We start from the raw sequence: 22721 nt of genomic DNA, 5'->3' as shown, positions 1-22721 counted from the left end.
CCCACCAACAGTGCGCTGTTGGTGGGTTTTTTTTGCGCATCGATTTAGCCGAAGCTGCAGGTCATTACAGGCCCGAGCAGAGCTTTACGATCCAATAAGCCACGATAAGCATTTGCGCGATCCACAAGTTGGCGCGAATGAAAACCATAGTGGGGCTGATGCTGATGGCGTGGACCAAGACCTGACCAATGCGAAGGCCTAGAAATACCATGGCTAAGCCATCCACAATCGCGAGCTGATTGGTGGCATAGGCGGCCAGCACAATGGCAGCGAATACGGGCAGATTTTCAACACAGTTCAGGTGCGCGTGTTGAAGACGAACAAAGAAGGCTGGATCGCTCCAGGTTTGCGCGCCGCGTGTCCACGCATTGGCAGACGCTTTGCCGGTTAATACCAAGCCGACGCGATAACTCGCATAGCTCAGGGCTAAGAGAGCGGTAAGAGCAGCAAAGCACAAGAGAGCACAAATGGCGGGGGATAGGGTCATGATTTTTCTCGTTAAGTAAGTGACAGGAGAAAAGTACACGACTTGCGACTTAAGTCACAGCCCTACAAGGTGATTGCTAGTACATCCAGACGCGAAGAAGCACGCGGATTACCGTATTGAGGCGTAGAGCGTCTGCCAGATTTGATGCCCGACCTTATCAAACCTGCGTACGCTGGCAACAAATGCCAGTCGGGCTTGGCTATCAATAAAGCTATCGGGAAGTAAGGGGTCGAAAACAACATGTCGAATGGCTTGGCCACCGAGCAAGAAGGATTCACGTGCCGCTGTTTCGGCATCGAGCTCCTGTGCGTTTTGCATCCAGGTTTCTAGCGATTGCTGCCAATACCGGTAGTCTGCATTGAGGCGAGTGGTATCCCAAAGGCTTGTGAGCGCGGCTTCGTCGCTCCATTGCTGACTCAAACATAAGCGTGCTTCCGGCTCCAGGCCGAGCGTGTGCAGGCGCTTTAAGACCGCTTCTGGGTTGCTTTCTAAGTTATTTGGCCGAACATGCAGGCCTTGCTCGAGCTCGCGAAAACCCAACATGGTTAACGCACGTTCACGACGCTTTAGTGCAGTGCGATTGGTGCGTCCCAGATTAGCGGTGAACACCGTCATCCAGTCGCCATGCCAAGGTCTGAGGCGTTGCTCGGCGCTACGCCAAGTCGCAACATCGCCAGCTAAATCCAAGGCTTGCGGGCCGAGTCGATAATGCCCACGGCCCGCAGCTTGTACCAAACCATCCGCAGATAAACGCACCAGTGCAACGCGAACCGAGTTCTCGCTGATCGCGAAAATGCCGCAGGCGGTAATAGCTTCACGCACGGACACCTGATGATGGTCACTGGCAAGTAGCAGATCGAGTATCAGGTGTCGTGCATTGAGTTTCATGTTGAGCGGGCAGTCTCTGGCGTGGTGAAAAAGCGATTAGCGCGCTTCAGGGCGGCGTAATCGTTAAATCGCACACCCATCTCGCGCATCACATTATGCGCGATCTTGGCATTCCACTGGCGAATGTAGAACGGCTCTTTCACCGCAAAATGGTGAATAGCGTGCGTGCTGCCGAAATTGAAGCAGAACAGGTGCATCGGGAGCAACCACCAAGGATTCAGCACTTGGCACTGCTGCATGACGTTTTTTGCCTCGACATCACCGTAATAGTGCATGTTGGAGCTAATGAAGTGCAGGCAAAAGGTGCGCAGAAAAGACGGCAGCATGTAAACCACGGCGAAAATATTCAGCCCCGCCACGCCCGCTTCGGCCCAGGACGGCAGCGTAATGGCATAGCCCGTGAGGTCAGCACCGAAGCTCACCAGATGCCAGATCACCCACGTGTGAAACAGCGCATAGTAAATATTGCCGAGCGGGAAGTAGGCACCGACTTGTTCTTTGATCATGGCGCGCACTTCGGCCTTGCTCTTCGGCTTCTGCGACTGGATATAGGCGCGTGTGGCGTTACGCATGGTCATGGGGCGCAGGTAAACGGCGAGCATGTTGTCGCCGGTCATGAGTAGACGTCGCAGGCCCCAGCGCTCACCGTTGGTGATGCCACGTTCTTCGAGATCGGACTCGGTGCCGGAGAACTTGTGGTGATGCAGATGCAGCTTGCGACGCACAAACGGGCTGACCGTACTGGCACGGGCAATCCAGCCCATGAGTAACATGAAGTTGATGACTTTGGGCTGCTTACGGAAATACATGATGTGGATCAGGTCGTGTTCCAGCTCATGAATAAACGACGCAAAAATGGCGGTGATAGGCACACAGAGCCACCACGGAATAACGCCCTGAACATAGAGCGTGCCACTGGCGATCATGCCGAGCAGGGAAACAATCATGATGCAGGCGCCGATAGCATCCTGATGCCGCAACCAGCGATGGCGTTCGCGAAGGGCGACACCCGCGGCCAGCACGGTATTTTTTATGTGTTCTGATTTTTGCGCATCGGTCATGGCCGATGCGTTGGAATGAGATGACGTCATGAAGCGATGCCTCGTTGAAAACGACGGACAGGAGAGTCCGACCGCATCAGATTAGGGCTTCGGGTTAGCCGAGTGTCAGGGGTAGTTGTGCCTAATATCTGTCAAATTAGGCCAATCTCGGGGGTCAGTTATAGCGTGTATCAAAAGGTTGACGCCGAAACGCCGAGGGCGAGTACCCCGTCCATTGTCGAAACGCTCGCGTGAAGTTGGCCGGATCTTGATAGCCCAAGGCCTCGGCTACCTGAGCAATGGTTGTATCGGGACGGGCCAGCAAGGTTTTGGCCTGTTGCTCGCGGGCTTCGTCGAGTAGGCGCTGATAGGACGTGCCGGCTTCCTGTAACCGGCGCTTGAGTGTGCGCTCGGATAAATGAAGTTTATCTGCGAGCTCATGCAGGCGGTCGTAGCGACCGTTGCTGACGCTGAGCAGTGAACGAATCTGTGCAACCCAAGGGTCTCTGGCTTCTGCGGCGGCGAGCTCAGCGAGCTCTTGTTCGCACTGGGCGATGGCCAGCTGTGCCGTCGCCGGGTTAGCTGTGGCAATGCGCTGGCTGAGCAATTGCCGTGGAAAGCGGATTTGCATACTGGGTTGGGCGAAGTGGAACAGGGGCAGACGATCACGCCAGGCGGCATAATGCGGCGGCTCGGGGTAGGGTACGGCAATCTCGCTGCGCCAATGGGACGGTGTAGGTTGTCCACTCAGCAAGCGGTTGAACAAGCAGCAGAGTTCGACGAGCACGATGTCGCAAGTGAAGCTTTTCAAGACCCCGAGCGGAATGGTTTCAGCCAACTCCACAATGACCCAATCATCCTCATACTGGATGCAGCTGCGAAATAAGGGTGCGCGTGCCTCAAGATAGCGTTGACTGAGGGCAATGGCTTCCTCCAGTGTGCTGCTACTCATTAGGCTGAAGCCAACAAAGCCATGCTGAGTCAGTTGGCTACGTAGGCCCAGCTCATAGGCCAAGGCGGGATCACCACTGACGCGCAGTGAGTTTGCCAGCATGCGACCATACTGAAAGCCTTCGATACGACGATTCTGCTGGCCAAGCTCGGCTTCCGTCAGGTCGGTACCTGCCAGTACATCATTCGCCGCATGCCCACGTTCGAGCATGAGGGATAACAAGTAGATGGCGTAGCTGGCAGGCAATTGCATAAGTTAAAAAGCATCAATGAGGCCAAAGCACCTTCATACGGGCATCGCGGCCACAAGACAAGCGGTAGTACTGATATCGGAAGCTGTTTTTCTTGTAGTAATCCTGGTGATAGTCCTCCGCCACAAAGAATGTGCTCGCGGGCACGATGCGCGTGGCGATTTGTTTCAGTCCGCGTGCTTTCAGCAGCGCCGATTTACTCTGCTCGGCAATACGCATCTGCTCGGCATTGGCCGTGAAAATGGCTGGGCCGTAATGCTCACCGCGATCACAGAACTGCCCTCCGCCATCGAGAAAGTCGTGATGGCGCCAGAAGTAGCTGACCAGTTGTCCATAGCTGATCACGCTGGGGTCATATTGCACTTCCACGGCCTCAAGATGCCCAGTGGCACCGCTGGACACCTGGGCATAACTGGGTTGATCCACATGTCCGCCGGTATAGCCGGAGATGACAGCCTTCACGCCCTTCAGTTTTTCGAAGTCGGATTCGCTGCACCAAAAGCAGCCACCGGCGAAAATGGCCGTCTCTGTCTTGGCTGCCGGGGCTGCTGCCGAAGCGGTGCTCACAGCAAAGGGGAGGGTGCAGAGCAGCAATGCCTTCCTGAGTAAATCCATGATTAACCTCTCAGTGTTGGCAAGGGCTTGCCTTGCTCAATGAATCGCAGAGCGAGCCCGTTATTGCAATAACGCAACCCGGTTGGCTTAGGGCCATCCTCGAAAACATGGCCTTGATGGCCGCCACAGCGCGAGCAGTGATACTCGATCCTCACCATGAAAAGGCTGCGATCTTCGCGTCGCCCGAGGGCTTTCGGCAGTGCTTGAAAAAAGCTGGGCCAACCCGTGCCACTGTCGTACTTGGCCTTACTGGTGAACAACGGTTGATAGCAAGCGGCACAGAGGTAAGTGCCCACCGCTTTCTCGTCATTGAGGGGGCTGGAAAAAGGCGGTTCGGTGTTTTCCTGGAAAAGCACATCCCACGCGTCGTCGCTAACTTTCTTGCGCCAAAATACAGGCTCTTGAATAAAGCGTTTGGTTTTTTCGGCGGCGACCGTGGCGGCATGGCCGAAACGCGTAGCCAATAGGGCAACCAATCCGCCAAGCAGTAAATGTCTTCGATTCATGATGGTTTATGCTCGTCATAGCAGGGTTACAAGCTTTAGACGCCCTGGCAGCTGAAACGCTACAACACATAAGGGATATTTTCCTTTGCCCCGAATCGGCTACCCTATCGCCCTTTGAGGGATCTGTCCCGGAGCCGTGATGAGTGCGTTGTTATTACTGTCGGTCTGTTTGCTCCTGGGCGTGTTGATGCGCCGCTATGGCAATCCTCCTGCCGCCTTGGCGCCCAGCCTAAACTGGTGGGTCGTTCAAATTGCCCTACCAGCGATGGTACTGGAGCTAATTCCTCGTCTGCATCTCGATCCTAACCTGTGGTATCTGGTGATTTCGCAGTGGCTGGTATTTCTCGGCGCGTTTCTACTTTGCCGCTTTTTGGGCAGACGCCTAGGCTGGTCGAATGCCCGGATCGGCGCATTGACGTTGGTGTGTGGCTTGGGCAATACCTCTTTTATGGGCTACCCCTTGCTAGAGGCTTTGCGCGGTCCCGAGCAATTGGCTCTGGGTGTCGTGGCGGATCAGTTGGGTTGCTTTGTCATGCTTAGCTTGGGCGGTGTTATGGTCGGCGTGATCTATGCCGGACAAGCCGCTACCCCCGCCGCTGTGGCTAGGCGAGTGCTGCTGTTTCCCGCGTTTGTCTGTCTCATCATCGGATTGTTGGTCGGGCAATTGGGCGGGTGGCCATCGCAAGTGGAAAGCGTCTTACATCGGATAGCACAATCGCTGGCGCCCTTAGCATTGTTTTCGGTGGGCCTACGCCTGAAGTTGCAACTGGCCCGTCATCAGTGGTTACCCGTGGGCGTGGCACTGAGCTGGAAAATGGCATTGGCACCGGTGGTGATGTGGAGTCTGGGTAGTGTCTTAGGTGTTTCCGGTGCCATCTTGAGTGTTGCGGTATTGCAGGCCGCCATGGCACCCATGATCTCTGCTGCCATTTTGGCGGAACAGTTTCAATTGGAGCCTGACTTAGCGAATGCCGTGTTAGGTATTGGCATTTTATTGTCGCTGGTGACGGTGCCTTTGTGGAGCATGGTACTGCCCTGAGGCCGCCTGCTCAGTACGATACAGGCTGTTTTCCCGTGAGCGGCTTTTTTATGAGCAAACAGTCGCGCAGAGGCTTGACCCGTAACGGGCGCATCACTATGATTCGCGTCCTCACCGATCCTCGATAGCTCAGTCGGTAGAGCAACGGACTGTTAATCCGTGGGTCACTGGTTCGAGTCCAGTTCGAGGAGCCATATTGTGGTAACAAAAAGCCCGCCTAGTGCGGGTTTTTTGCTGTCTGAGGTTCAGCGTGGCTTACTGCCGCGTCAGGCAAAGCCGAGCAGTAGCTGCGCCGTGCCGGCGAGCAGGCCGGTGACGGCGCCGAGTACGAGCAGAATCCATTCATCCTGCTGAAAGGCCGGTCGCAGCAGGTCCTGAAACTCGGCGGGCGACATCTCTTTCATTTTCCCGGCCAGCAGCTCTGCCAGTGCGGCCGAGCGTTCGCGATTGAAGTCTTTGTCGGCCAGCGGCAGCAGGGCAAAGGCAGCGCCCTGATCTGCAATGCGGGTCTTGAACTCGGAATAGCCGGCCGCGCCCATCATGACCTGAGCGCCGGTACGCGCGATCGGCGAGTCGTCCACCAGCGTGCTGATGTGGCGCTTGATCAGGCGGCGCGCCCGGTCGGACTTCTCGCCGATGAGCATCTCGCTCATGAAACGATGGATGGTGAGAATTTCCTGCGAGCATAGCTCAGCGAACTTGTCGGAGACAGCAGCCTGGCGGCGCAGAAACAGGCCCTGAAAGCTGAACGGGCCTAGGCGCACGGGATTAAGCGGACGAAAGACCATCGCCAGCGCCAGCCAGTTGGTGAGCAGGCCGAGCACGGCGGCATAGAGCGGCAGCATGCCGTGCCAGGGAAGGAAGTAGAACAGCAGCATCTGCAGCAGGCCGAAACCGAGGCCTATCCAGAAGCTGACATTGACGATGAAACGGAACTCGGCGTCGCCGACTTCGCTGAACAGGCGCACCACCAGAGCACGATCGGCTTCCAGCTGGCGGCCGCACATCTCCTTTACATCCACCAGATTGTCGATATCGTCGATGACGGCGTGAATCAGGCGCTGCATGACTTTCGGCAGATTGTTACGAACATGGCGGTAGACGCCTTTACGCACCAGCGGCGGCAGGTTTTCCCAGAACACCGCGTTGCGCTCGGTCATGGCCTCGTCGGTGTATTCCTCGATGCGCGAGCTGACATGCTGAGCCACATAGTTACCGATTTTTTCCGGCTCCATCTGGCGCACGAAGTCGCTGACCGAGCCCATCTTGCTGATGGCGTTATCGACCACGATGTCCGACATCCGGCGTGCCCCGCGCGGGATGATGCCCTGCCAGCCGAGCAGGTCGATGTTGATACCGAGCAGCTTGCGCAGGCGCGGTGTGCGGATGCCGATATAGTCGATCGGATACAGCATCATCTTCACCGCCCACCAGACATGCGCCCAGGTTACGATGGCAGCCACGATGGGAATGCTGATGAAGCCCCAGAAGTCGGGACGCGCGGAAAGTTCCTGCCAGAAAGCAGCTAAGTCGATCATATGGGCTCTGTGACTGATTGGTCATGGCGAGACTAACACTGCAGGAAGCGGTGTGATTGGCTGAAAGCGCGGGAATGGCGGTCACTCAGGCCACCTACTAGCAACTCGGCATGAAAGCGTTGAATTCCGGTTCGGTTCAAGACGGCTTCAGCTTGCGGAACCACGCTGTGCGCTGCATGGCATCCATGACGCCGGGCAGCAAACGCTTGCCGGCATAGAGTGCCCAGGCCTCGGGGCTGACCGGCACCACCGCGCGATTGCCGGTGATGGCGCTGACCACAGCTTCGGCGACATGCTCCGGGCCGTAATTGCGTTTCTGGTAAATCGCCACCAGTTTGTCCTGCGATTTTGCAGTGCTGCCGTGCATGCGCGTGGCGGCGACGATGTTGGTGTTGATCACGCCGGGGCAGATGGCGCTGACGCCAACGCCGTGTACGGCCATCTCCAGGCGCAGCGATTCGGTCAGGCCCATGACCGCATGCTTGCTGGCGGAATAAGCCGACATGTCTGATGCCGCGTAGTAGCCCGCTGCCGACGCGATGTTGACGATATGGCCGCGCTTGTCCGCCGCCATGCGTGCGCCGAAGGCCTTACAGCCATGCACCACGCCCATCAGATTGATGCCCATGACCCATTGCCAGTCTTCGATAGGGGTATCGAGAAACGGTCCGGCTGTGCCCACGCCAGCGTTGTTGATCAGCACATCGAGCGTACCGTGACGAGCGTGGACGCGCTCGGCCAGTGCCTGCATGGCAGCCCAATCGGAGACATCAACGATTTCCTGATCAACGCGCGTGCCTTTGATTGTCAGCATGTCCGTGGTTTCCTGCAGCGCGACGGGATTGCGGTCGCACAGGGTCAGGCTGGCACCGAGCTGGCCGAGCAGCAGGGCGGTGGCGCGACCAATGCCGGAGCCGGCTCCGGTGATGAGGGCGTGTTGATTGGCGAAGGCGTTGGGCATGGCGGATCTCTTTAGATGGTCTGAGTCATGTGTTAAACAAGCACATTAGCATTTTGTTCAAGGCTGTTTGCATGCCCCGCGTCGCGAAAGTCAAAACTCCCTGGATCGTCTGGACCTCCGAGCTCTCGCCCTTCGGCCTCAAAGTCATCCTGCTCTGCCGCTATCATGGCCTGAATTTTCGCGTGTTGCCGGAGCAGGGCACCACAGCCGAGCGCATCAAGTACTCCCTGCGCCGCGAGCTGCTCACACGCGGCGTGTTACCGCTGACCTGGCCGCGCATGACGGCCGAAGATGAGTTCCCGCTGGTGCCCTTCCTGTTCGGGCCTGATGGAGAAAATTTGTATGACTCCACCGCCATCGCTGAATGGTTCGACCAGCGCACCGAGTCAGCGCGCCGATTGCTTCCCGATGACCCGGTGGCGCACTTCGTTGCCGCGCTCATCGACGATTATGCCGATGAGTTCGGCTTGTACATGGTCCATCACAATCGCTGGAAAGTGTCGGCGCTGGATAACGATGCCAGTGAGCGGCTGGTGCGCGAGCTGGGCATTCCGGGGCTGCTGAAGCGACCAGTGATGGCGCACTGGCAGCGGCGCCAGACCGAGCGTCTGCCGTATCTGTTCAGCGTGGCACCGCCCGGCTTTCGTTTACCGGGTATGCCTGACTGCGTTCAGCCGCCATCACGGTCAGGCTTTCCGCCAACGCATAACTTGCTCGAAGATGCTTTCGAGCGGCTTATCGGCATCCTCGACGTGCTGCTGTGCCAGCGATCCTTCATCCTTGGGGAGCGCATGACGCTTGCCGATGCTGCTCTTTACGGTCAGCTCGGCATGAACCTGAGTGACCCGTCGGCCTCTCGCTGGATGCAGTCGCGCGCACCGGCACTGCATGCGTGGTTGCTGAGGCTGCATCGCGGCGATGTGGCGCTGCTGCAGGCGGGGGGTGAGCTACGCATTGATGATGCCTTGGCGCCGCTGCTGGTGGAGCTCGGCCGCGTGTTTGTGCCATTGATGCAGCAGAATCTTGCGGCTTGCGAGCGCTGGCAAACGCAGGGTGAGACCTTGTTCAACGAACCCGCCTTTGATGCCGGACGATCACTTTACGACGGCGAAATTGATGGTCATCCCTTCCGTCATGTGGCTAAGACTTTTCAGGCGAAAGTCTGGCGGCAGCGGCTGAGTGAGTGGCTGGCGCTACCGGAAGTGGCTCGTAACAGCTTGGGGCTGCTAGCGCATATGCCAGGCGGTCACTAGCTGCCGCATCGCCGCCAGAATCTCCGCTCTCGGCGCACCAATATTCAGCCGCATGAAACCGCTGCCCGCCTGGCCGAATACCGTACCGGCGCTGAGGCCCAGCCTGGCGTTATCGACAAAAAATCGTTGCAGATCCACATCGTTCAAACCCAGACCACGGCAGTCCAGCCACAACAGATAAGTCCCTTCGGCCTTGGCCACTTTGATCGCTGGCAGCTTGGCTATCAGCAGTTCGGTGACGGCGGTTTGCGTATCGCGCAGATAGACCATGAGCTGATCCAACCAGTCGCCACCGTGGCGATAGGCTGCTTCGGCCGCGACCAGACTGAACGGGTTGCTGTTGCCGACATGCAGGACGGCGAGCACACGGCGCAGCTCATCGCGCAGGTCGGGGTCGTTGCTGATCAGGTAGGACAAGCCGAGGCCGGGCAGGTTGAAGGTCTTGCTCGGGGCCATGGCGGTGACGATGCGGTCGCCGGGTCGGGCCAGCGTGGCCAGCGGGATGTGCTGTTCGCCGGGATAGATCAGGTCGGCATGAATCTCATCGCTGAAAATCACCAACTCGTACCGGCGTGCAATGGCCAATATTTGCTCCAGCTCGTCGCGCCGCCAGACGCGTCCGACGGGGTTGTGCGGCGAGCACAGCAACAGCACTTTGGCGCCATCGGCGGCGCAGCTTTCGAGATGCTCGACGTCGATTTGCCACTGGCCATTCTGTTCTAGCAGGGAGTTGAGTAGGAGGCGTCGATCGCTGCGTGTCACGGCCGAGAAGAAGGGGAAGTAAACCGGCGGCTGCACGATAACGCCGTCGCCGGGGCCAGCAAAGGCCAGTGCGGCGGCATGCAGCGAACCGACCACGCCAGCAGTCAGCAGGATATCTTCGCGCGCTACACACCACTGGTGGCGCTGTTGCATCCACTGCTGAATCGCCTCATAGAGGCTGTGGGGCGCATCGGTGTAACCGTAAATCGGGTGCTGCGCACGCGCAATCAGTGCGGCGGTCACGGCGGGCGGCGCGGCAAAGTCCATGTCGGCTACCCACAGAGGTTGCACCGCATCGGTACCAAAGATGCGCGCACGGCCTTCGTATTTTTCGCTGTGCGTGCCTGCGCGCGAAATCGGTGTATCGAAGTCGACGCGCTGGCCGGTCATTAAGCAATGCGCTCCCAGAGTGTTACTTCGGCCAACGTGTGCTGATGCTTTCGGCGTGTTTCACGAATTACAAAAGGCACGTCCTGAGCGGGTTGCATCAAACGGAAGTGCTTTCCAAGCAACGCGTGCAGGCCATCCAGTGTGGTGAAACTTTCACCATCCTTTTTGAAGCCGCCAACCCAGGCTTCACGGGGCGTGTGATCGGCCAGCCAAGTGTAGGGCGAAGTTAGCATGAGCACGCCACCGAGTTGCAGGCGCTCGTGCACATGGCTCAAGAACAGCTCGGGGTCGTAGAGGCGGTCAATGAGGTTGGCGGCCAAAATCAGGTCATAACCGCTGAACTGTGGCTTCAGGTTACAGGCATCGCCTTGGCTGAAGCTGACCTTGTTCCGGGTAGCCTCCAAGCCGAGGTCGCTGAGCTGGCGTGTTTTATAACTAACCAGTTCGCCTTCATCGGGCAGGGTATAGCGGGTAACGCCTTGTTCAGCGAGCTGAACCCCGAGGCCAATGAACCGCGCTGAGAAATCAATGCCGGTCACTTGGTCGAATTCGCGAGCCAGCTCAAAGGTGGCGCGTCCGGTCGCGCAGCCGAGATCTAGGGCGCTGCGGCGTGGCTTTCCTTGAGTGGCCGCGAGTGCGATTTGGGCTAGGGCTTTGGGGAAGTTCGGCACGCCAAAGTATTCGTCGCCGTAGTGAAATTCAGCGTATTCCGAGAGTTGTTTGTCAGTTTCGTAGTAAGCAGTGGTTTGAGTCATGGGGGTCTCGGATACAACATAACGGAAGCCGGCATGTTGAAAGAAATGTCGGCGGAAAGCATAGCGGGCGCTGCGGCGGGTTTCGTTGCCGCAGGATATCCACGAGCCACCCATTAAGAGATTGTGGCGCTCATCAAAGGTGGGCGTGGTGAAGTCATCATAAATGGGGTGTACATCAAACCCATCAAAGGGATAGGTTGGCGTTTCTGTCCATTGCCAGACATTGCCCGTGACATCATAAAAATCGCCGTGACGGAACTGCGTCACGGGGCAAGACGAGGCGTAGTGATCGAGATGGCGATTGCTGTCTGCGGCTCCGTTGCGGCAGACCTCTGTTGCTCCCGATACCGAATAGAGTCGCTGCCATTCATCTTCGGTGGGCAAGCGCACGGAACGACCGAGCTGCTCGCTTTGCCATTGGCAGAATGCTTTCGCTTCCAGATAGTTCACTTCAACAGGCCAGTCCCAAGGCATATCAACCACTTCGGCCATTAACCTGAGTTGCCATTTCATGCCGGTAGCGGTGGGGTGACGTAGCCAGAACGTGGGGTGTTCAGCGCGGGAATAGCGGCGCCAATTCAAGCCTTCCTCGCTCCAAAAACGATCCTCTTGGTAGCCACCGGCTTCTACAAAGGCCAGGAATTCGTGATTGCTGACCAGATACTGCGCGGCCTCAAACGAGGCGACGCTTGCACGATGCTGGCCGTACTCGTTATCCCAACCGTAGATTGGGTCGTTGAAAGCTTTGCCCAATACAACGTCGCCAGCTGCCACCGGAATCAGTTGGTTTAACGGCGCCAGACCCGATTCGCGACAGGGTTGCCAAGCGGCGTGCGGTTTTACAAACGCTAAGGCATGCTGGCGCATGAGTACGGACGAGGTTTCCAAATGAATGCGCTCGTGCTCGATGCCCATGATGACCGCCCACCACGGATTTTGCCAATCAATCGGCAGACTCAATGGGGCGGTATCAATAACCTCCAGAACAGTTTTGCGTACCGCATCGCGATAGGCTTTTACTTCCGCCACGCTCGGCCAGTCGTAGTGGGCATCGTTCAGATCGTCCCAGCTCATTTCATCCACGCCGACAGCAAAAATGGATTCGAAGCGGGCGTTAATGCGCTGGCTCACTAGGTGAGCTAGCAGGAGCTTATTAATGAAAAAGGTCGCGGTGTGGCCAAAGTAAAAAATGAGCGGATGACGCAACGAAATGGGCTTTTTGTAGTATGCCTCGTCGCAGGACAGCACTTCGAACAGTTGTTCGTAGCGGTCAAAGGTGTCGATAAAGTATTGACGAATTTCCGCACGCACGGCATCCGGTGAAGCGCCTTGAAGTGCAGGTGTGCGCGTGAAGAAAGTCGCGGTGTGCGGGAAGCGTTCGGCCAACATGGCGGTCATCCAAGAATAAACTGATGACATCGTATACAGAACTTAACTGGGATTTGTAGCGGACAAAACTATGTTAACGACCACAATTACCGCGATGACCATGGCGATAGCAAAAATAATGCCCGCTGCGATGAACGGTTTGGCATCTGTGCTGGCAAAGTCACGCTGGCGATTGGCTTCGCTTTGCACGCCAAACCAAGCCCGAAAAACGCTGGCAAAAGCATTCAATGGGGTGGTTTTTGGCGCTTCATTACTCATGTGACGACTCCGCGTTAATCCGGATGATAAAAAGACTGCCGTTGAAACGCTGTGACTTTTATACGCTATCTTTCGGGTTAGTGGTGACTTTCGAAGAATAAGGGATGCTTATGAGGCAGGCAGTGGACATTGCCCCGGGATTATTGGTGCTGCATGGCAATCAGCTGGAGCACTTACGTCAGTTGGTGACGTCGTGGGTCGCCAGTCATCCGCTGCGACCGCTGGAGTCGGATGTGATGGTGGTGCAGAGCAACGGCATCGCCCAATGGCTGCGCATGGCGCTGGCCGCTGACCCCGAGTTTGCTGCTGATGGCACTCAGATTGGGGGCGGCTGCGGTATCGCAGCGGCGGTGGATGTGCAGTTGCCGGCGCGCTTTCTCTGGCAGGTCTACCGTGCGGTGCTCGGTGCCGACGCTATTCCAACCGAGTCGCCGCTAGACAAGCAACCTCTGACCTGGCGATTGCTGCGCCTGCTGCCGCAGGTATTAACACAGCCCGATTTTGCTCCGTTGGCGCGCTACCTAAGCGATGACGCCTTGGGCCGCCGACGCTATCAGCTTGCGGAACGATTGGCCGATTTGTACGACCAGTATCAGGTCTATCGTGCCGATTGGCTCAACGATTGGGCGCAAGGCGAAGACCAAGTCCGGCTCAGTCGGGGCGGAACGCAAGCCTTGCCTGCGCATCAGCGCTGGCAAGCGGCGTTGTGGCGAGCCTTGTTGAATGACTTGCGCGCTGACGGCTTGGCCACTGCCGGTAGCCGCGCACTGGTGCATCCGCAGTTTTTGCAGGCCGTGAGTCAGCGGAGTGAACGACCGGCAGCTTTGCCGCGCCGAGTGGTGATTTTTGGGCTGTCGGCATTGCCCGCTCAGGCCTTGGAAGTACTCGCCGCGATTGCGCCTTGGTGCCAAGTGATTCTCGCCGTACTAAATCCTTGCCAGTATTACTGGGGCGATATCGTTGAGGATCGCGACCTGCTGCGCCACGCTTACCGACGCCAAGTACAAAAGCCGGGCATGCCCGCAACGGGGTTAAGTGCGGAGGATTGGCATCAGCATGCGCATCCATTGCTGGCGGCCTGGGGACGCCAAGGTCGCGATTTTCTGAGCCTGCTCGATAACACCGAGGCGAATAAATTTATCTCGCCGTTGTTGGCTGCTTTTCAAGAGAGTCGTCACGACTTTTTTACCGAGCCGGTCACGCAGACGCTGCTCGGACAGCTTCAAGATGATGTGCTGAATTTAAGGCCGCTAGCCGAAACGCGGGATCTCTGGCCGGCGGTAAAGGCCACACAAGATGTCTCGCTGCGCTGTCATATCGCCCATAGCGCCCGCCGCGAGGTGGAAATTCTGCACGACCAGCTACTGGCCCGTTTTGCCGCTGACCCCACGCTGCGTCCGCGCGATGTCATCGTCATGGTGCCTGATGTGAACACCTATGCCGCGTTGGTGCAGGCGGTGTTTGGGCAGTTCGAGCGTGGTCATCCGCGCCATCTTCCGTTTGCGCTTGCCGATCAGCGGCAACGTGGCGTGCAACCCCTGCTCATTGCGCTGGAGTATTTGTTGGCGTTGCCTGAGCAACGCATTACTGCCACTGAAATCATGGATTTGCTCGATGTGCCAGCGCTGCGCCTGCGTTTTGGCTTAGCGCTGAGCGACTTGCCCTTGTTACGACGCTGGATCAGCCAAGCGGGCATTCGCTGGGGTATTGATGGCGCGCAGCGCGCTACGCAGGGTATGTCGGCGCAATCGGATGCGAATACGTGGCAGTTTGGTCTAGACCGATTGCTCTTGGGCTATGCCGTTGGCGATAGGCCATTGACCACATCAGACGGCGCAACGCTAATCCCCTGCGATGAAGCAGCGGGCTTGTCCGCCGCTTTGTTGGGCCCGTTGAGCGACCTCTTAGCGGCGTTATCAATCACCCTAAATGAGCTACAGCAGCCAGCGACGCCAGCGCAGTGGCAGGCCCGACTGCAGCAGCTGATGGCGCGTTTTTTCAGTACCGAAGCGCGCTCCGGCAATGCGGATCAAATCGCGGCCGATACCGCCTTGCTGGGGCAGCTACAAACGGCCTTGGCGTCTTGGCAGGGGCATTGCCAACAGGCCGGGGTGGTCGAGGCATTGCCCTTAGTGCTGGTGCGCGAAGCCTGGTTAGCGGGTCTCGATGCCGGTGGTTTGCAACAGCGCTTTCTCGCCGGTTCCATCAACTTTTGCACGCTCATGCCCATGCGCGCCATCCCATTCCGTGTGGTCTGTTTGCTCGGCATGAACGAAGCCGATTACCCCCGCCGGCAACCGCCTTTGGATTTTGATTTGATGGCCAGCGACTACCGCCCCGGTGATCGCTCGCGTCGCGAGGATGATCGCTATCTCATGCTGGAAGCGTTGTTGTCGGCGCGTGAGCAGCTTTACATCAGCTGGATCGGTCGCCATGTACGCGACAACAGCGAACGCGCCCCGTCGGTTTTGGTTGGCCAGTTGCGTGAGCATATTGCTCAAGGCTGGACGCTAGCAGGGGGCGGTGATCTGCTAGCGGCGCTAACCACGGTGCATCCGCTGCAGCCGTTTAGCCCTCGCTATTTCACCCTGGGCAGCGGCGTTTTCAGCTATGCCGGCGAATGGCTGGCGCAGCATCGGCAGAAGCTAGATGACCCATCGATTGAGTTGTTACCGACCATGGAACCTGCGCTGCCGATCACCGTCGAGGGCTTGCAGCGTTTGCTCAATGACCCCGTCGGGCAGTTTTTTAAGACGCGCCTCAAGGTTCAGCTCGATCGTGAAGAGCAGACACTGGAAGACCATGAACCTTTCGATCTGCGGGGGCTCAATCACTATGCCGCCTTGCAGCAGGTGCTTGATGGTGCGCGCTTGAGCGTTGAGCATCAGCCCTTAACGGATGCGTTGGCCGCTTTGCCGGCAGCACTGACGGAGACCACGCAGCGCCTGCAGGGTGAGGGCCGCTTGCCGTTGGGAGGGTTCGGAACGCGTTGGCAAACCGCTTTGCAAGCGGATGCCCTGAATCAGTTGCAACGCTGGTTGCACGTGCAGGCGCAGTGGCCGCAGGCCGTGGCGGGGGGCTTGAGCGTGAGCTTGGCTGAGTGGGCCTCTGCCAGTGAGCCCTTACGCTTGCCGTCGCTCTATCGAGGTGATGCCGGGCTGGCACTGATCAGCCTCAATGCCAGCCGTTGCTGCAACAAGGGCACAGCGAAACTGAATGGCAAGGATGGGCTGAATCTGAGCAGGCTCAGATTCGACAAGCTGCTCAACAGCTGGGTGCTGGCTTCGCTCGCGGCCCTGCAGCCAGAGCCGGTGCAGGTGGTCGTGGTGGCCCGCGATGTCACACTGACCTGGCAGCCGCGTGCTTGCGACGAAGCCATTAGCACACTGACTGCCTGGTTGCAGGCCTGGGCCTTGCACACCCAGCGACCGCTGCCGATTGCCGTCAAGACCGCCCTGACGTTCTTGGCTTTGCGGGATGAAAAAGGTGAAGCGCTGGCCTACACCAAGGCCGCTGAAACCTACCACGGCGTCTTCAAAATGGATGGCGAAAAAGACCAGCAGCCCAGCCTGTCACGGCAGTTTCCCGATTTCGACACGCTTTGGCAGAGCAGTGATTTCGCACACTGGGCCAGCGTGCTTTATCAGCCGATGCTAACGGCGTTGCAGTCCGGTGCACTCACCGCTATTTCGGCCGAAGTCCAAGGGGATGACGCATGACCCGCGCCCTAGAGACGCAACCGCTGGCACTACGCTTTCCCTTGCATGGCTCGCGCCTGATCGAAGCCAGCGCGGGCACCGGCAAGACCTACACCATCGCGGCGCTGTATGTGCGCCTCGTGCTCGGCCACGGCCCTGACAACACCGCCTTCAGTCGCGCCTTGCTGCCCTCCGAGATTCTCGTGGTGACCTTTACCGAGGCTGCTACGCAGGAACTGCGCGATCGTATCCGCCGACGGCTGGTTGAGAGCGCCCGCGCGTTTCGCGACGAGCTGCTGGGCAAGCCAGATGACTTCCTGCAAGGCCTGCTGGATGACTATCCTGCCGAGCACCATGCCGCACTGGCACGTCAGCTCGACCTCGCTGCGCAGAGCATGGACGATGCCGCCATCGCCACCATCCACGGCTGGTGCCAGCGCATGCTGCGCGAGCATGCCTTCGACAGTGGCAGCCTGTTCACCGAGGTGCTGGAGCCCGACCTCAGCGAATTGCAGACCGAAGCGGTGCGCGACTATTGGCGCGCCGAGGCTTATCCCTTGTCGCAGGATGCGCTGGCGCTGATCGAATCGGCCTGGCAATCGCCGGATGCCATGCTGCCAACCTTGCGCCAGCTTTTTGCCAGCAGCGATGCTGTGCCAACGGGCAGCTTGCAGGAGGCACTGCAGAAGGCGCTGGCGCAGTGGCAGGCGTTGAAAGCGCCGTGGCTGGAGAGGGCAGATCATATCGAGGCGGTATTGTCGGCCGCGATTGATGCCGGTCAGTTCCTCGGCAACAAGCTCAGTCAGAAGTATCTGACTTCGCGTCTGAAAACCTTGCGCGACTGGGCTGCATCACCGACTGCAACCACTTTCGACAAGCCGGAAAATTTAGCCAAGCTGTCGCTGCCCTACTTGCACGAGGCACTAAAAGCTAAGACCCCCATGCCCGACAGCCTCAGCCAGGACCCGGTCTTGCAGGCTCTGGCCGATCTGCCCGAGCAAGTCGCGGCCTTACCCAAACCCATCGATGCCGCCTGGCATCACGCCGCGCAATCCGTCAGCCAGCGCTTCACCGCCGCCAAGCAAGCACGCGCCTTACTGGGCTTCGATGACCTGCTCACACGCCTCGATGCGGCCCTGCAAGGTGAACGCGGCGATACCCTACGTGCGTTGATTCGTCAGCAGTTTCCGGTCGCGCTCATTGATGAGTTCCAGGACACCGACCCGCTGCAATACCGTCTGTTCGATGCCCTCTACGAGCTGGCCGCCAACCATTGCGAGCGTGGCATTTTCCTGATCGGCGACCCTAAGCAGGCCATCTACAGTTTTCGTGGTGCGGACATTAATGCCTATTTGAAGGCGCGTCAGGACACCGCCGGACGCTTATCGGCACTGGACACGAATTTCCGCTCCAGCGGCGCGCTGGTTGCATCGGTCAACGCGCTGTTTGAGCAGGCCGAGGCGCGTGAAGGAGAGCCAACTTTTGCCGGCGCCTTTGGCTATAAGCAGGCGTCTGAAAATCCCATGCCCTTTGTGCCGGTGCAAGCCAACCGCTTGTCACGGCAATGGACAGTGCTCGATTCCCCCGCTCCTGCGCTGACGCTATGGACTTTGTCTGGCGAAAGCATGTCCAACGAAAGTATGTTGAGCAAAACCGCCTACATTCAGGAAATGGCCACTCGCTGTGCCAGCGAGATGGTGCGCCTGCTCAACCTCGGTCAGCAGGGCCGTGCCGGCTTTCGGGCAACAGATGACACGTTAGTCTCGGTAACTGCCGCCGACATGGCGGTGCTGGTGCGCGACTTCACCGAAGCTTCAGCGATTCGCACGGCACTGGCTGCACGCGGTGTGCGCAGTGTCTATTTGTCGGATCGCGACTCGCTGTTTGACAGCGCAGAAGCACCGGATGTGCTGCGTCTGCTCATGGCCTGTGCAGCTCCAGAAAACGAGACGCTGATTCGCACGGCATTGGCCAGTGCCAGCTTGGCACAGCCGCTGACCACACTCGATGCCTTGCAGCGCGATGACCGCTTGCGCGAAGCCGCCTGCCTGCGTTTTGCCGATTACCAGCGCTGCTGGCGCGAGCGCGGCGTTCTGCCGCTGCTGCGTCGCGTGCTCTTTGACTACGATTTGCCGGCGCGCTGGCAGGCGTCGGTGGATGGCGAACGCCGACTGACCAACTGGCTGCATCTGGCCGACTTGCTGCAGCAGGCCAGCCGCGAACTGGATGGCGAGCAGGCATTGATCCGCTGGCTGCGCGAACACATCGCCAGCGAAAACCGCTCTGAAGGCGAAGACACGCTGCGCTTAGAAAGTGATGAAGGGCTGGTCAAGGTCATCACCATCCACAAGTCCAAGGGCCTAGAATATCCGCTGGTGTTCTTGCCGTTTATTTGTGGTTTTAAGGATGCAGCCAGCACGAGAAAAGCGGTGATGTTCTGGCATGACGGTGAACGCCGGCGCGCCGAGCTTAATCCCGATGCCCGCATGAGGGAGGAGGCTGAGGCCCAACGTCTGCGTGAGGATATGCGTCTGCTTTATGTCGCCCTAACGCGCGCGCAGCATGCCTGTTGGCTGGGGCTGGCACATCTGGCGGCGGGCAAAGCGTCGGCACTGCAGGAGTCGGCTATTGGTGTGCTGCTTTGGGGAAAGACACCGCTGGTGGATCCGGCGAGCTGGGCCGATCAGCTGGCGGAGAACTTGGCCGCGTCTGCAAGCCTGGCACCTGCCACGGGCATGCAAATATTGCCGGCGCCAGACGCGGTAGACACCCTTTTCAGCGCTCCTGTGCCCGACACACAAACGCTGGCCGTGCGGCCGCTCGCGCGTCGGCAAGAACAGCCGTGGTGGATCGCGTCCTACAGTGCTATTCGCTATCAGCCGCAGGCAGCTACCTCTCTCGTTGCAGCGCAGACGCGACACGATGATGCCGCGCCGCAATCCGCGCGCGAGCAGCAGCAACTCGATGATGAACCGCTGAGCCCAGCGTGGGTGATGTCCGGGCTCACTGCTCTGGCAGAAATAGCGGAAGGCGACCAAGCCATTCAGCAGTTCCCGCGTGGAGCTCGCTGGGGCGACTTCCTCCACGGCCTATTTGAGGTTGCGGCCGAACAGGGTTTTGCCTCGGTTGTACGCGATCCGTCCGCACTGAGTGGTGTGATTGAGCAACGTTGCGCCAGTGCCGGCATCAGCGAGCAAACCCGCGTGGTTCAGCGCTGGATTTTGCGTTGCCTGACGCATCCGTTGCCACTGCCGGACGGTACTCAGGTGGTATTGGCCGATGCGGAAGACTGGAAGGCCGAGCTGGAGTTTCTGCTGCCGGCACATGGCGTTGAAATCACCGATCTCGATGCGCTCGCGCAGGCTGAGACCTTGCCTGGCTATGCAAAAGCCGCCGCACAGCCGGGCTTGCTGAATGGCTTGTTCAAGGGCTTTATCGACCTCGTGTTCGTGCACGCGGGTCGCTATTACGTACTCGATTACAAATCCAACGCGCTGGGTGGCACGGCTGGCGACTACCACCCAGAGGCGATCGCCAAAGCCATGGCCGAGCATCGCTATGACCTGCAATATCTGTGCTATGTGCTCGCGCTGCATCGACAGTTACGCGTGCGACTACCCGACTATGACTATGATCGTGATATCGGCGGCGTGGTGTACTTTTTCCTGCGCGGAATTGACGGCCCGGCCAGCGGCGTCTTTAGTCATAAGCCTTCACGCGCGGTGATTGAGGCCATGGATACTTTATTTCAAGGAGGCCAGGCATGAGCTTATTCAACGCCGCTAGCCTCTCTGTGGATGCCTTGCTGACCACGTTAGATCAGTGGGTCAGTTGGGGCTGGTTGCGCAGCGTGGATCGCGCCTTAGTGCACTGGCAGATGCGACTGCAACCGAACTCGCCAGCATCGGTATTGGTACTAACGGCGCTGGCCAGTCACCAAGTCGGTCGAGGCCATGTCTGTCTCGACCTGACGGCTTTACTGCGCGATGTCTCCGCGACGTTGGCTATACCCCCCGAGCGCACGCGTCTGACGGCAGACCATCAAGCGCATTTGCCGCAGCAGTTGCTCGCCCAAAGCTTAGGCACACACGATCTACAGCAATACGTATTGGCCTCATTGCCGAGTCTGTCTGAGCTGCTGGCGCGACATTCCAGTATTTTGCTCATGGATGAGACAAGACTCTATTTGCGTCGTTATTTCGACAGCGAGCAGCGTGTTGCTGCAGCGATTTATGCGCGTTTGCAGTCTCAGGATCAGGCGACGGATGCAGCTCTGCTAAACGCCTCCGATGCAGACTTGCGCCAAGGTCTGCAAACGCTTTTTACGGTGAGCGAAGCCGCAGCGACCTCGGCTCTACCTGATTGGCAACGTGCCGCCTGCGCGATTGCGGCTCGCCATCGATTCAGCATCATTACCGGTGGGCCCGGCACGGGCAAAACCACCACGGTGGTGCGTTTGCTGGCCCTCTTGCAAACACAGGCGTTGCAGCTCGGTGCGCCCCTGCGCATTAAGCTTGCCGCTCCCACCGGTAAGGCGGCGGCACGACTGACCGAATCCATCGGGCGTCAGCGTGCTGCTTTAACGGTGTCTTCAGCCGTTCGTGAGGCTATCCCTAGCCAAGTCAGTACGCTGCATCGCTTACTCGGAAGCTTGCCGGATACACGTCATTTTCGGCATCACGCGGGCAATCGATTGGCTTTGGATGTCTTGGTCATTGACGAGGCCTCGATGATTGATCTCGACCTCATGGACAGCGTTCTCGCCGCCCTGCCGTCTTCGGCACGACTCATTTTGCTCGGTGACAAGGATCAGCTCGCGTCGGTGGAGGCGGGGGCCGTGCTTGGTGAGCTTTGCTTGCACGCGGAAGAGGGCTATTACGATCCCGCGACGTTAAGCTGGCTCAGTGCGGTCACCGGTCAGGCATTTAATCAGGAGGCCAGTCACGCGGGTTTAACGCTTGGCTCAGTCCTCACGCAGCCGTTGGCTCAGCACACGGTGATGTTGCGACAGTCTCGGCGATTCGGACCCGACAGCGGTATTGGTCGCCTCGCGCAAGCAGTGAATCGGGGGGATGTGGTCGCCGCGAAAGCCGTGTTAGCGAGCCAGCAGCCCGACGCTCAAGCCTCAGCACGGTCAGATGCAGCGCTCACGCAGTGGTTGATCGAGGGCGATGCGACGCGGTCTGCTGTGGGCTATCGCGCCTATCTGCATGTCTTGCAGACGCAACGTCCTGCACTGCACGAGCTATCCGCTCAAGCGGCGGAGCAGGCCCTGAATCTGTGGGCGCAGGCGGTACTCCTAGCCTTTGATCGATTCCGATTACTGTGCGCGGTGCATGATGGACCAGCGGGCGTTGACATGCTCAATCTGCGCATCGCACAGGCATTACAGCGAGAAGGATGGTTAACGGCAGCCACGGGTTGGTATGAGGGCCGCCCGGTGATGATGACGCGCAATGATTACGCGCTGGGCTTGATGAATGGTGACATTGGCATTGCCCTGCGCGTGCCCTCGGATGCGCCCGATCAGCCGGACCCATTACGCGTGGTATTTCCACGTCATGGGGCGGGTGAGGGAGAGTCTGCCTCGTTGCACTGGGTGTTACCCAGCCGTCTCGACGAAGCGGTTACGGTTTTCGCCATGACCGTCCACAAAGCGCAGGGCTCGGAGTTCGAGCACACCGCGCTGTTGCTGCCGCCTCAGCGCAGTCCGGTGTTGACCCGAGAATTGATTTACACCGGCATTACCCGTGCTCAGAAGGTGTTTACCTTACTGACCAGCAGCGACGGGATATGGGAAATGGCGATGACACAGCGGGTGCAACGTGCGAGTGGGTTACGTCAGGCACTAGACCGATTAGTGGGTGCTTGAATCCGCTGGGGGGGGGGGGGTGTGTCTCGATTTTCCGATCTGTGTCAGACGAGAATTCCTTTTGACGC

General features: G+C 58.6%; 16 protein-coding genes and 1 tRNA gene. 6 read left to right on the top strand and 11 right to left on the bottom strand.

Annotated features, from left to right (window positions below):
• Positions 1 to 64: 64 nt before the first annotated feature.
• The 6 genes from AC14IB_RS02335 to msrB all read right to left on the bottom strand — a co-directional run bounded on the left by AC14IB_RS02335 (position 65) and on the right by msrB (position 4738).
• Entirely contained in the window at positions 65 to 487 is a 423-nt protein-coding gene (locus tag AC14IB_RS02335; protein WP_484230384.1) for an MAPEG family protein, read from the bottom strand.
• A gap of 108 nt (positions 488 to 595) precedes the next feature.
• The gene (locus AC14IB_RS02330; RefSeq protein ID WP_484230383.1) at positions 596 to 1375 is read right to left on the bottom strand and encodes a PaaX family transcriptional regulator C-terminal domain-containing protein; all 780 of its coding nucleotides are present in this window, start codon (positions 1373 to 1375) and stop codon (positions 596 to 598) included.
• Entirely contained in the window at positions 1372 to 2466 is a 1095-nt protein-coding gene (locus AC14IB_RS02325) for a fatty acid desaturase (protein WP_484230382.1), read from the bottom strand. Before AC14IB_RS02325 ends, AC14IB_RS02330 begins: the two co-directional genes overlap by 4 nt.
• A 124-nt stretch (positions 2467 to 2590) precedes the next feature.
• Positions 2591 to 3619, bottom strand: a complete 1029-nt coding sequence (locus AC14IB_RS02320; RefSeq protein WP_484230381.1) for an AraC family transcriptional regulator — start codon at positions 3617 to 3619, stop codon at positions 2591 to 2593.
• A gap of 13 nt (positions 3620 to 3632) precedes the next feature.
• Positions 3633 to 4232: a peptide-methionine (S)-S-oxide reductase MsrA gene (gene msrA, locus AC14IB_RS02315; RefSeq protein ID WP_484230380.1), complete on the bottom strand. Its 600-nt coding sequence runs from the start codon at positions 4230 to 4232 to the stop codon at positions 3633 to 3635.
• 2 nt (positions 4233 to 4234) lie between these two features.
• Complete coding sequence (gene msrB / locus AC14IB_RS02310; protein ID WP_484230379.1) at positions 4235 to 4738, bottom strand: peptide-methionine (R)-S-oxide reductase MsrB; 504 nt, start codon at positions 4736 to 4738, stop codon at positions 4235 to 4237.
• 139 nt (positions 4739 to 4877) lie between these two features.
• Here msrB and AC14IB_RS02305 point away from each other — a divergent pair, with 139 nt between their 5' ends.
• Together AC14IB_RS02305 and AC14IB_RS02300 are read left to right on the top strand one after the other, a co-directional pair.
• A complete protein-coding gene (locus tag AC14IB_RS02305) occupies positions 4878 to 5777 on the top strand; it encodes an AEC family transporter (RefSeq protein WP_484230378.1) in 900 nt (299 codons plus the stop codon).
• A 118-nt stretch (positions 5778 to 5895) separates the two neighbouring features.
• Positions 5896 to 5971, top strand: a tRNA-Asn gene (locus AC14IB_RS02300).
• 72 nt (positions 5972 to 6043) lie between these two features.
• Here the strand turns inward: AC14IB_RS02300 and AC14IB_RS02295 are convergent.
• Both AC14IB_RS02295 and AC14IB_RS02290 read right to left on the bottom strand, forming a co-directional pair.
• Positions 6044 to 7315: a hypothetical protein gene (locus AC14IB_RS02295; protein WP_484230377.1), complete on the bottom strand. Its 1272-nt coding sequence runs from the start codon at positions 7313 to 7315 to the stop codon at positions 6044 to 6046.
• A gap of 136 nt (positions 7316 to 7451) precedes the next feature.
• Complete coding sequence (locus tag AC14IB_RS02290; RefSeq protein WP_484230376.1) at positions 7452 to 8276, bottom strand: SDR family NAD(P)-dependent oxidoreductase; 825 nt, start codon at positions 8274 to 8276, stop codon at positions 7452 to 7454.
• Positions 8277 to 8347: 71 nt separating this feature from the next.
• Here AC14IB_RS02290 and AC14IB_RS02285 point away from each other — a divergent pair, with 71 nt between their 5' ends.
• Positions 8348 to 9529: a glutathione S-transferase N-terminal domain-containing protein gene (locus AC14IB_RS02285; RefSeq protein WP_484230375.1), complete on the top strand. Its 1182-nt coding sequence runs from the start codon at positions 8348 to 8350 to the stop codon at positions 9527 to 9529.
• On the opposite strand, the gene AC14IB_RS02280 is transcribed toward AC14IB_RS02285, so the two are convergent.
• From AC14IB_RS02280 to AC14IB_RS02270, 3 genes are read right to left on the bottom strand one after another with little or no spacing between them, the layout of a single operon-like run.
• Positions 9503 to 10681: a MalY/PatB family protein gene (locus AC14IB_RS02280; protein WP_484230374.1), complete on the bottom strand. Its 1179-nt coding sequence runs from the start codon at positions 10679 to 10681 to the stop codon at positions 9503 to 9505. The two genes, AC14IB_RS02285 and AC14IB_RS02280, sit on opposite strands and share 27 nt — an antisense overlap.
• The gene (ovoA, locus tag AC14IB_RS02275) at positions 10681 to 12825 is read right to left on the bottom strand and encodes a 5-histidylcysteine sulfoxide synthase (RefSeq protein WP_484230373.1); all 2145 of its coding nucleotides are present in this window, start codon (positions 12823 to 12825) and stop codon (positions 10681 to 10683) included. The genes AC14IB_RS02280 and ovoA overlap by 1 nt, the downstream gene beginning before the upstream one ends.
• Positions 12826 to 12867: 42 nt before the next feature.
• Positions 12868 to 13083: a DUF2970 domain-containing protein gene (locus AC14IB_RS02270; protein ID WP_484230372.1), complete on the bottom strand. Its 216-nt coding sequence runs from the start codon at positions 13081 to 13083 to the stop codon at positions 12868 to 12870.
• A 122-nt stretch (positions 13084 to 13205) separates the two neighbouring features.
• On the opposite strand from AC14IB_RS02270, the gene recC reads away from it, so the two are divergent.
• From recC to recD, 3 genes are read left to right on the top strand one after another with little or no spacing between them, the layout of a single operon-like run.
• Positions 13206 to 16802: an exodeoxyribonuclease V subunit gamma gene (gene recC / locus AC14IB_RS02265; protein WP_484230371.1), complete on the top strand. Its 3597-nt coding sequence runs from the start codon at positions 13206 to 13208 to the stop codon at positions 16800 to 16802.
• Positions 16799 to 20548 (top strand): exodeoxyribonuclease V subunit beta, encoded by a 3750-nt coding sequence (gene recB, locus AC14IB_RS02260; RefSeq protein ID WP_484230370.1) that lies wholly within the window; start codon positions 16799 to 16801, stop codon positions 20546 to 20548. The genes recC and recB overlap by 4 nt, the downstream gene beginning before the upstream one ends.
• Positions 20545 to 22653, top strand: coding sequence for an exodeoxyribonuclease V subunit alpha (gene recD / locus AC14IB_RS02255; protein WP_484230369.1), 2109 nt, complete (start codon positions 20545 to 20547; stop codon positions 22651 to 22653). The genes recB and recD overlap by 4 nt, the downstream gene beginning before the upstream one ends.
• Positions 22654 to 22721: the final 68 nt, after the last annotated feature.

It is taken from the genome of Perlucidibaca sp. (assembly GCF_057084925.1).
Note: the sequence above shows the minus strand (reverse complement) of the source record. Positions and strands in the feature narration are given on the sequence as shown.

What these genes read in the sequence shown, in the direction of transcription:
- recD (WP_484230369.1), top strand. Translation starts at nt 20,545, where the DNA reads ATGAGCTTATTCAACGCCGCTAGCCTCTCTGTGGATGCCTTGCTGACC.
- AC14IB_RS02270 (WP_484230372.1), bottom strand. Translation starts at nt 13,083, where the DNA reads ATGAGTAATGAAGCGCCAAAAACCACCCCATTGAATGCTTTTGCCAGC.
- recB (WP_484230370.1), top strand. Translation starts at nt 16,799, where the DNA reads ATGACCCGCGCCCTAGAGACGCAACCGCTGGCACTACGCTTTCCCTTG.
- AC14IB_RS02305 (WP_484230378.1), top strand. Translation starts at nt 4,878, where the DNA reads ATGAGTGCGTTGTTATTACTGTCGGTCTGTTTGCTCCTGGGCGTGTTG.
- AC14IB_RS02285 (WP_484230375.1), top strand. Translation starts at nt 8,348, where the DNA reads ATGCCCCGCGTCGCGAAAGTCAAAACTCCCTGGATCGTCTGGACCTCC.
- AC14IB_RS02280 (WP_484230374.1), bottom strand. Translation starts at nt 10,681, where the DNA reads ATGACCGGCCAGCGCGTCGACTTCGATACACCGATTTCGCGCGCAGGC.
- AC14IB_RS02295 (WP_484230377.1), bottom strand. Translation starts at nt 7,315, where the DNA reads ATGATCGACTTAGCTGCTTTCTGGCAGGAACTTTCCGCGCGTCCCGAC.
- AC14IB_RS02290 (WP_484230376.1), bottom strand. Translation starts at nt 8,276, where the DNA reads ATGCCCAACGCCTTCGCCAATCAACACGCCCTCATCACCGGAGCCGGC.
- msrA (WP_484230380.1), bottom strand. Translation starts at nt 4,232, where the DNA reads ATGGATTTACTCAGGAAGGCATTGCTGCTCTGCACCCTCCCCTTTGCT.
- AC14IB_RS02320 (WP_484230381.1), bottom strand. Translation starts at nt 3,619, where the DNA reads ATGCAATTGCCTGCCAGCTACGCCATCTACTTGTTATCCCTCATGCTC.
- AC14IB_RS02325 (WP_484230382.1), bottom strand. Translation starts at nt 2,466, where the DNA reads ATGACGTCATCTCATTCCAACGCATCGGCCATGACCGATGCGCAAAAA.
- ovoA (WP_484230373.1), bottom strand. Translation starts at nt 12,825, where the DNA reads ATGTTGGCCGAACGCTTCCCGCACACCGCGACTTTCTTCACGCGCACA.
- AC14IB_RS02330 (WP_484230383.1), bottom strand. Translation starts at nt 1,375, where the DNA reads ATGAAACTCAATGCACGACACCTGATACTCGATCTGCTACTTGCCAGT.
- AC14IB_RS02335 (WP_484230384.1), bottom strand. Translation starts at nt 487, where the DNA reads ATGACCCTATCCCCCGCCATTTGTGCTCTCTTGTGCTTTGCTGCTCTT.
- msrB (WP_484230379.1), bottom strand. Translation starts at nt 4,738, where the DNA reads ATGAATCGAAGACATTTACTGCTTGGCGGATTGGTTGCCCTATTGGCT.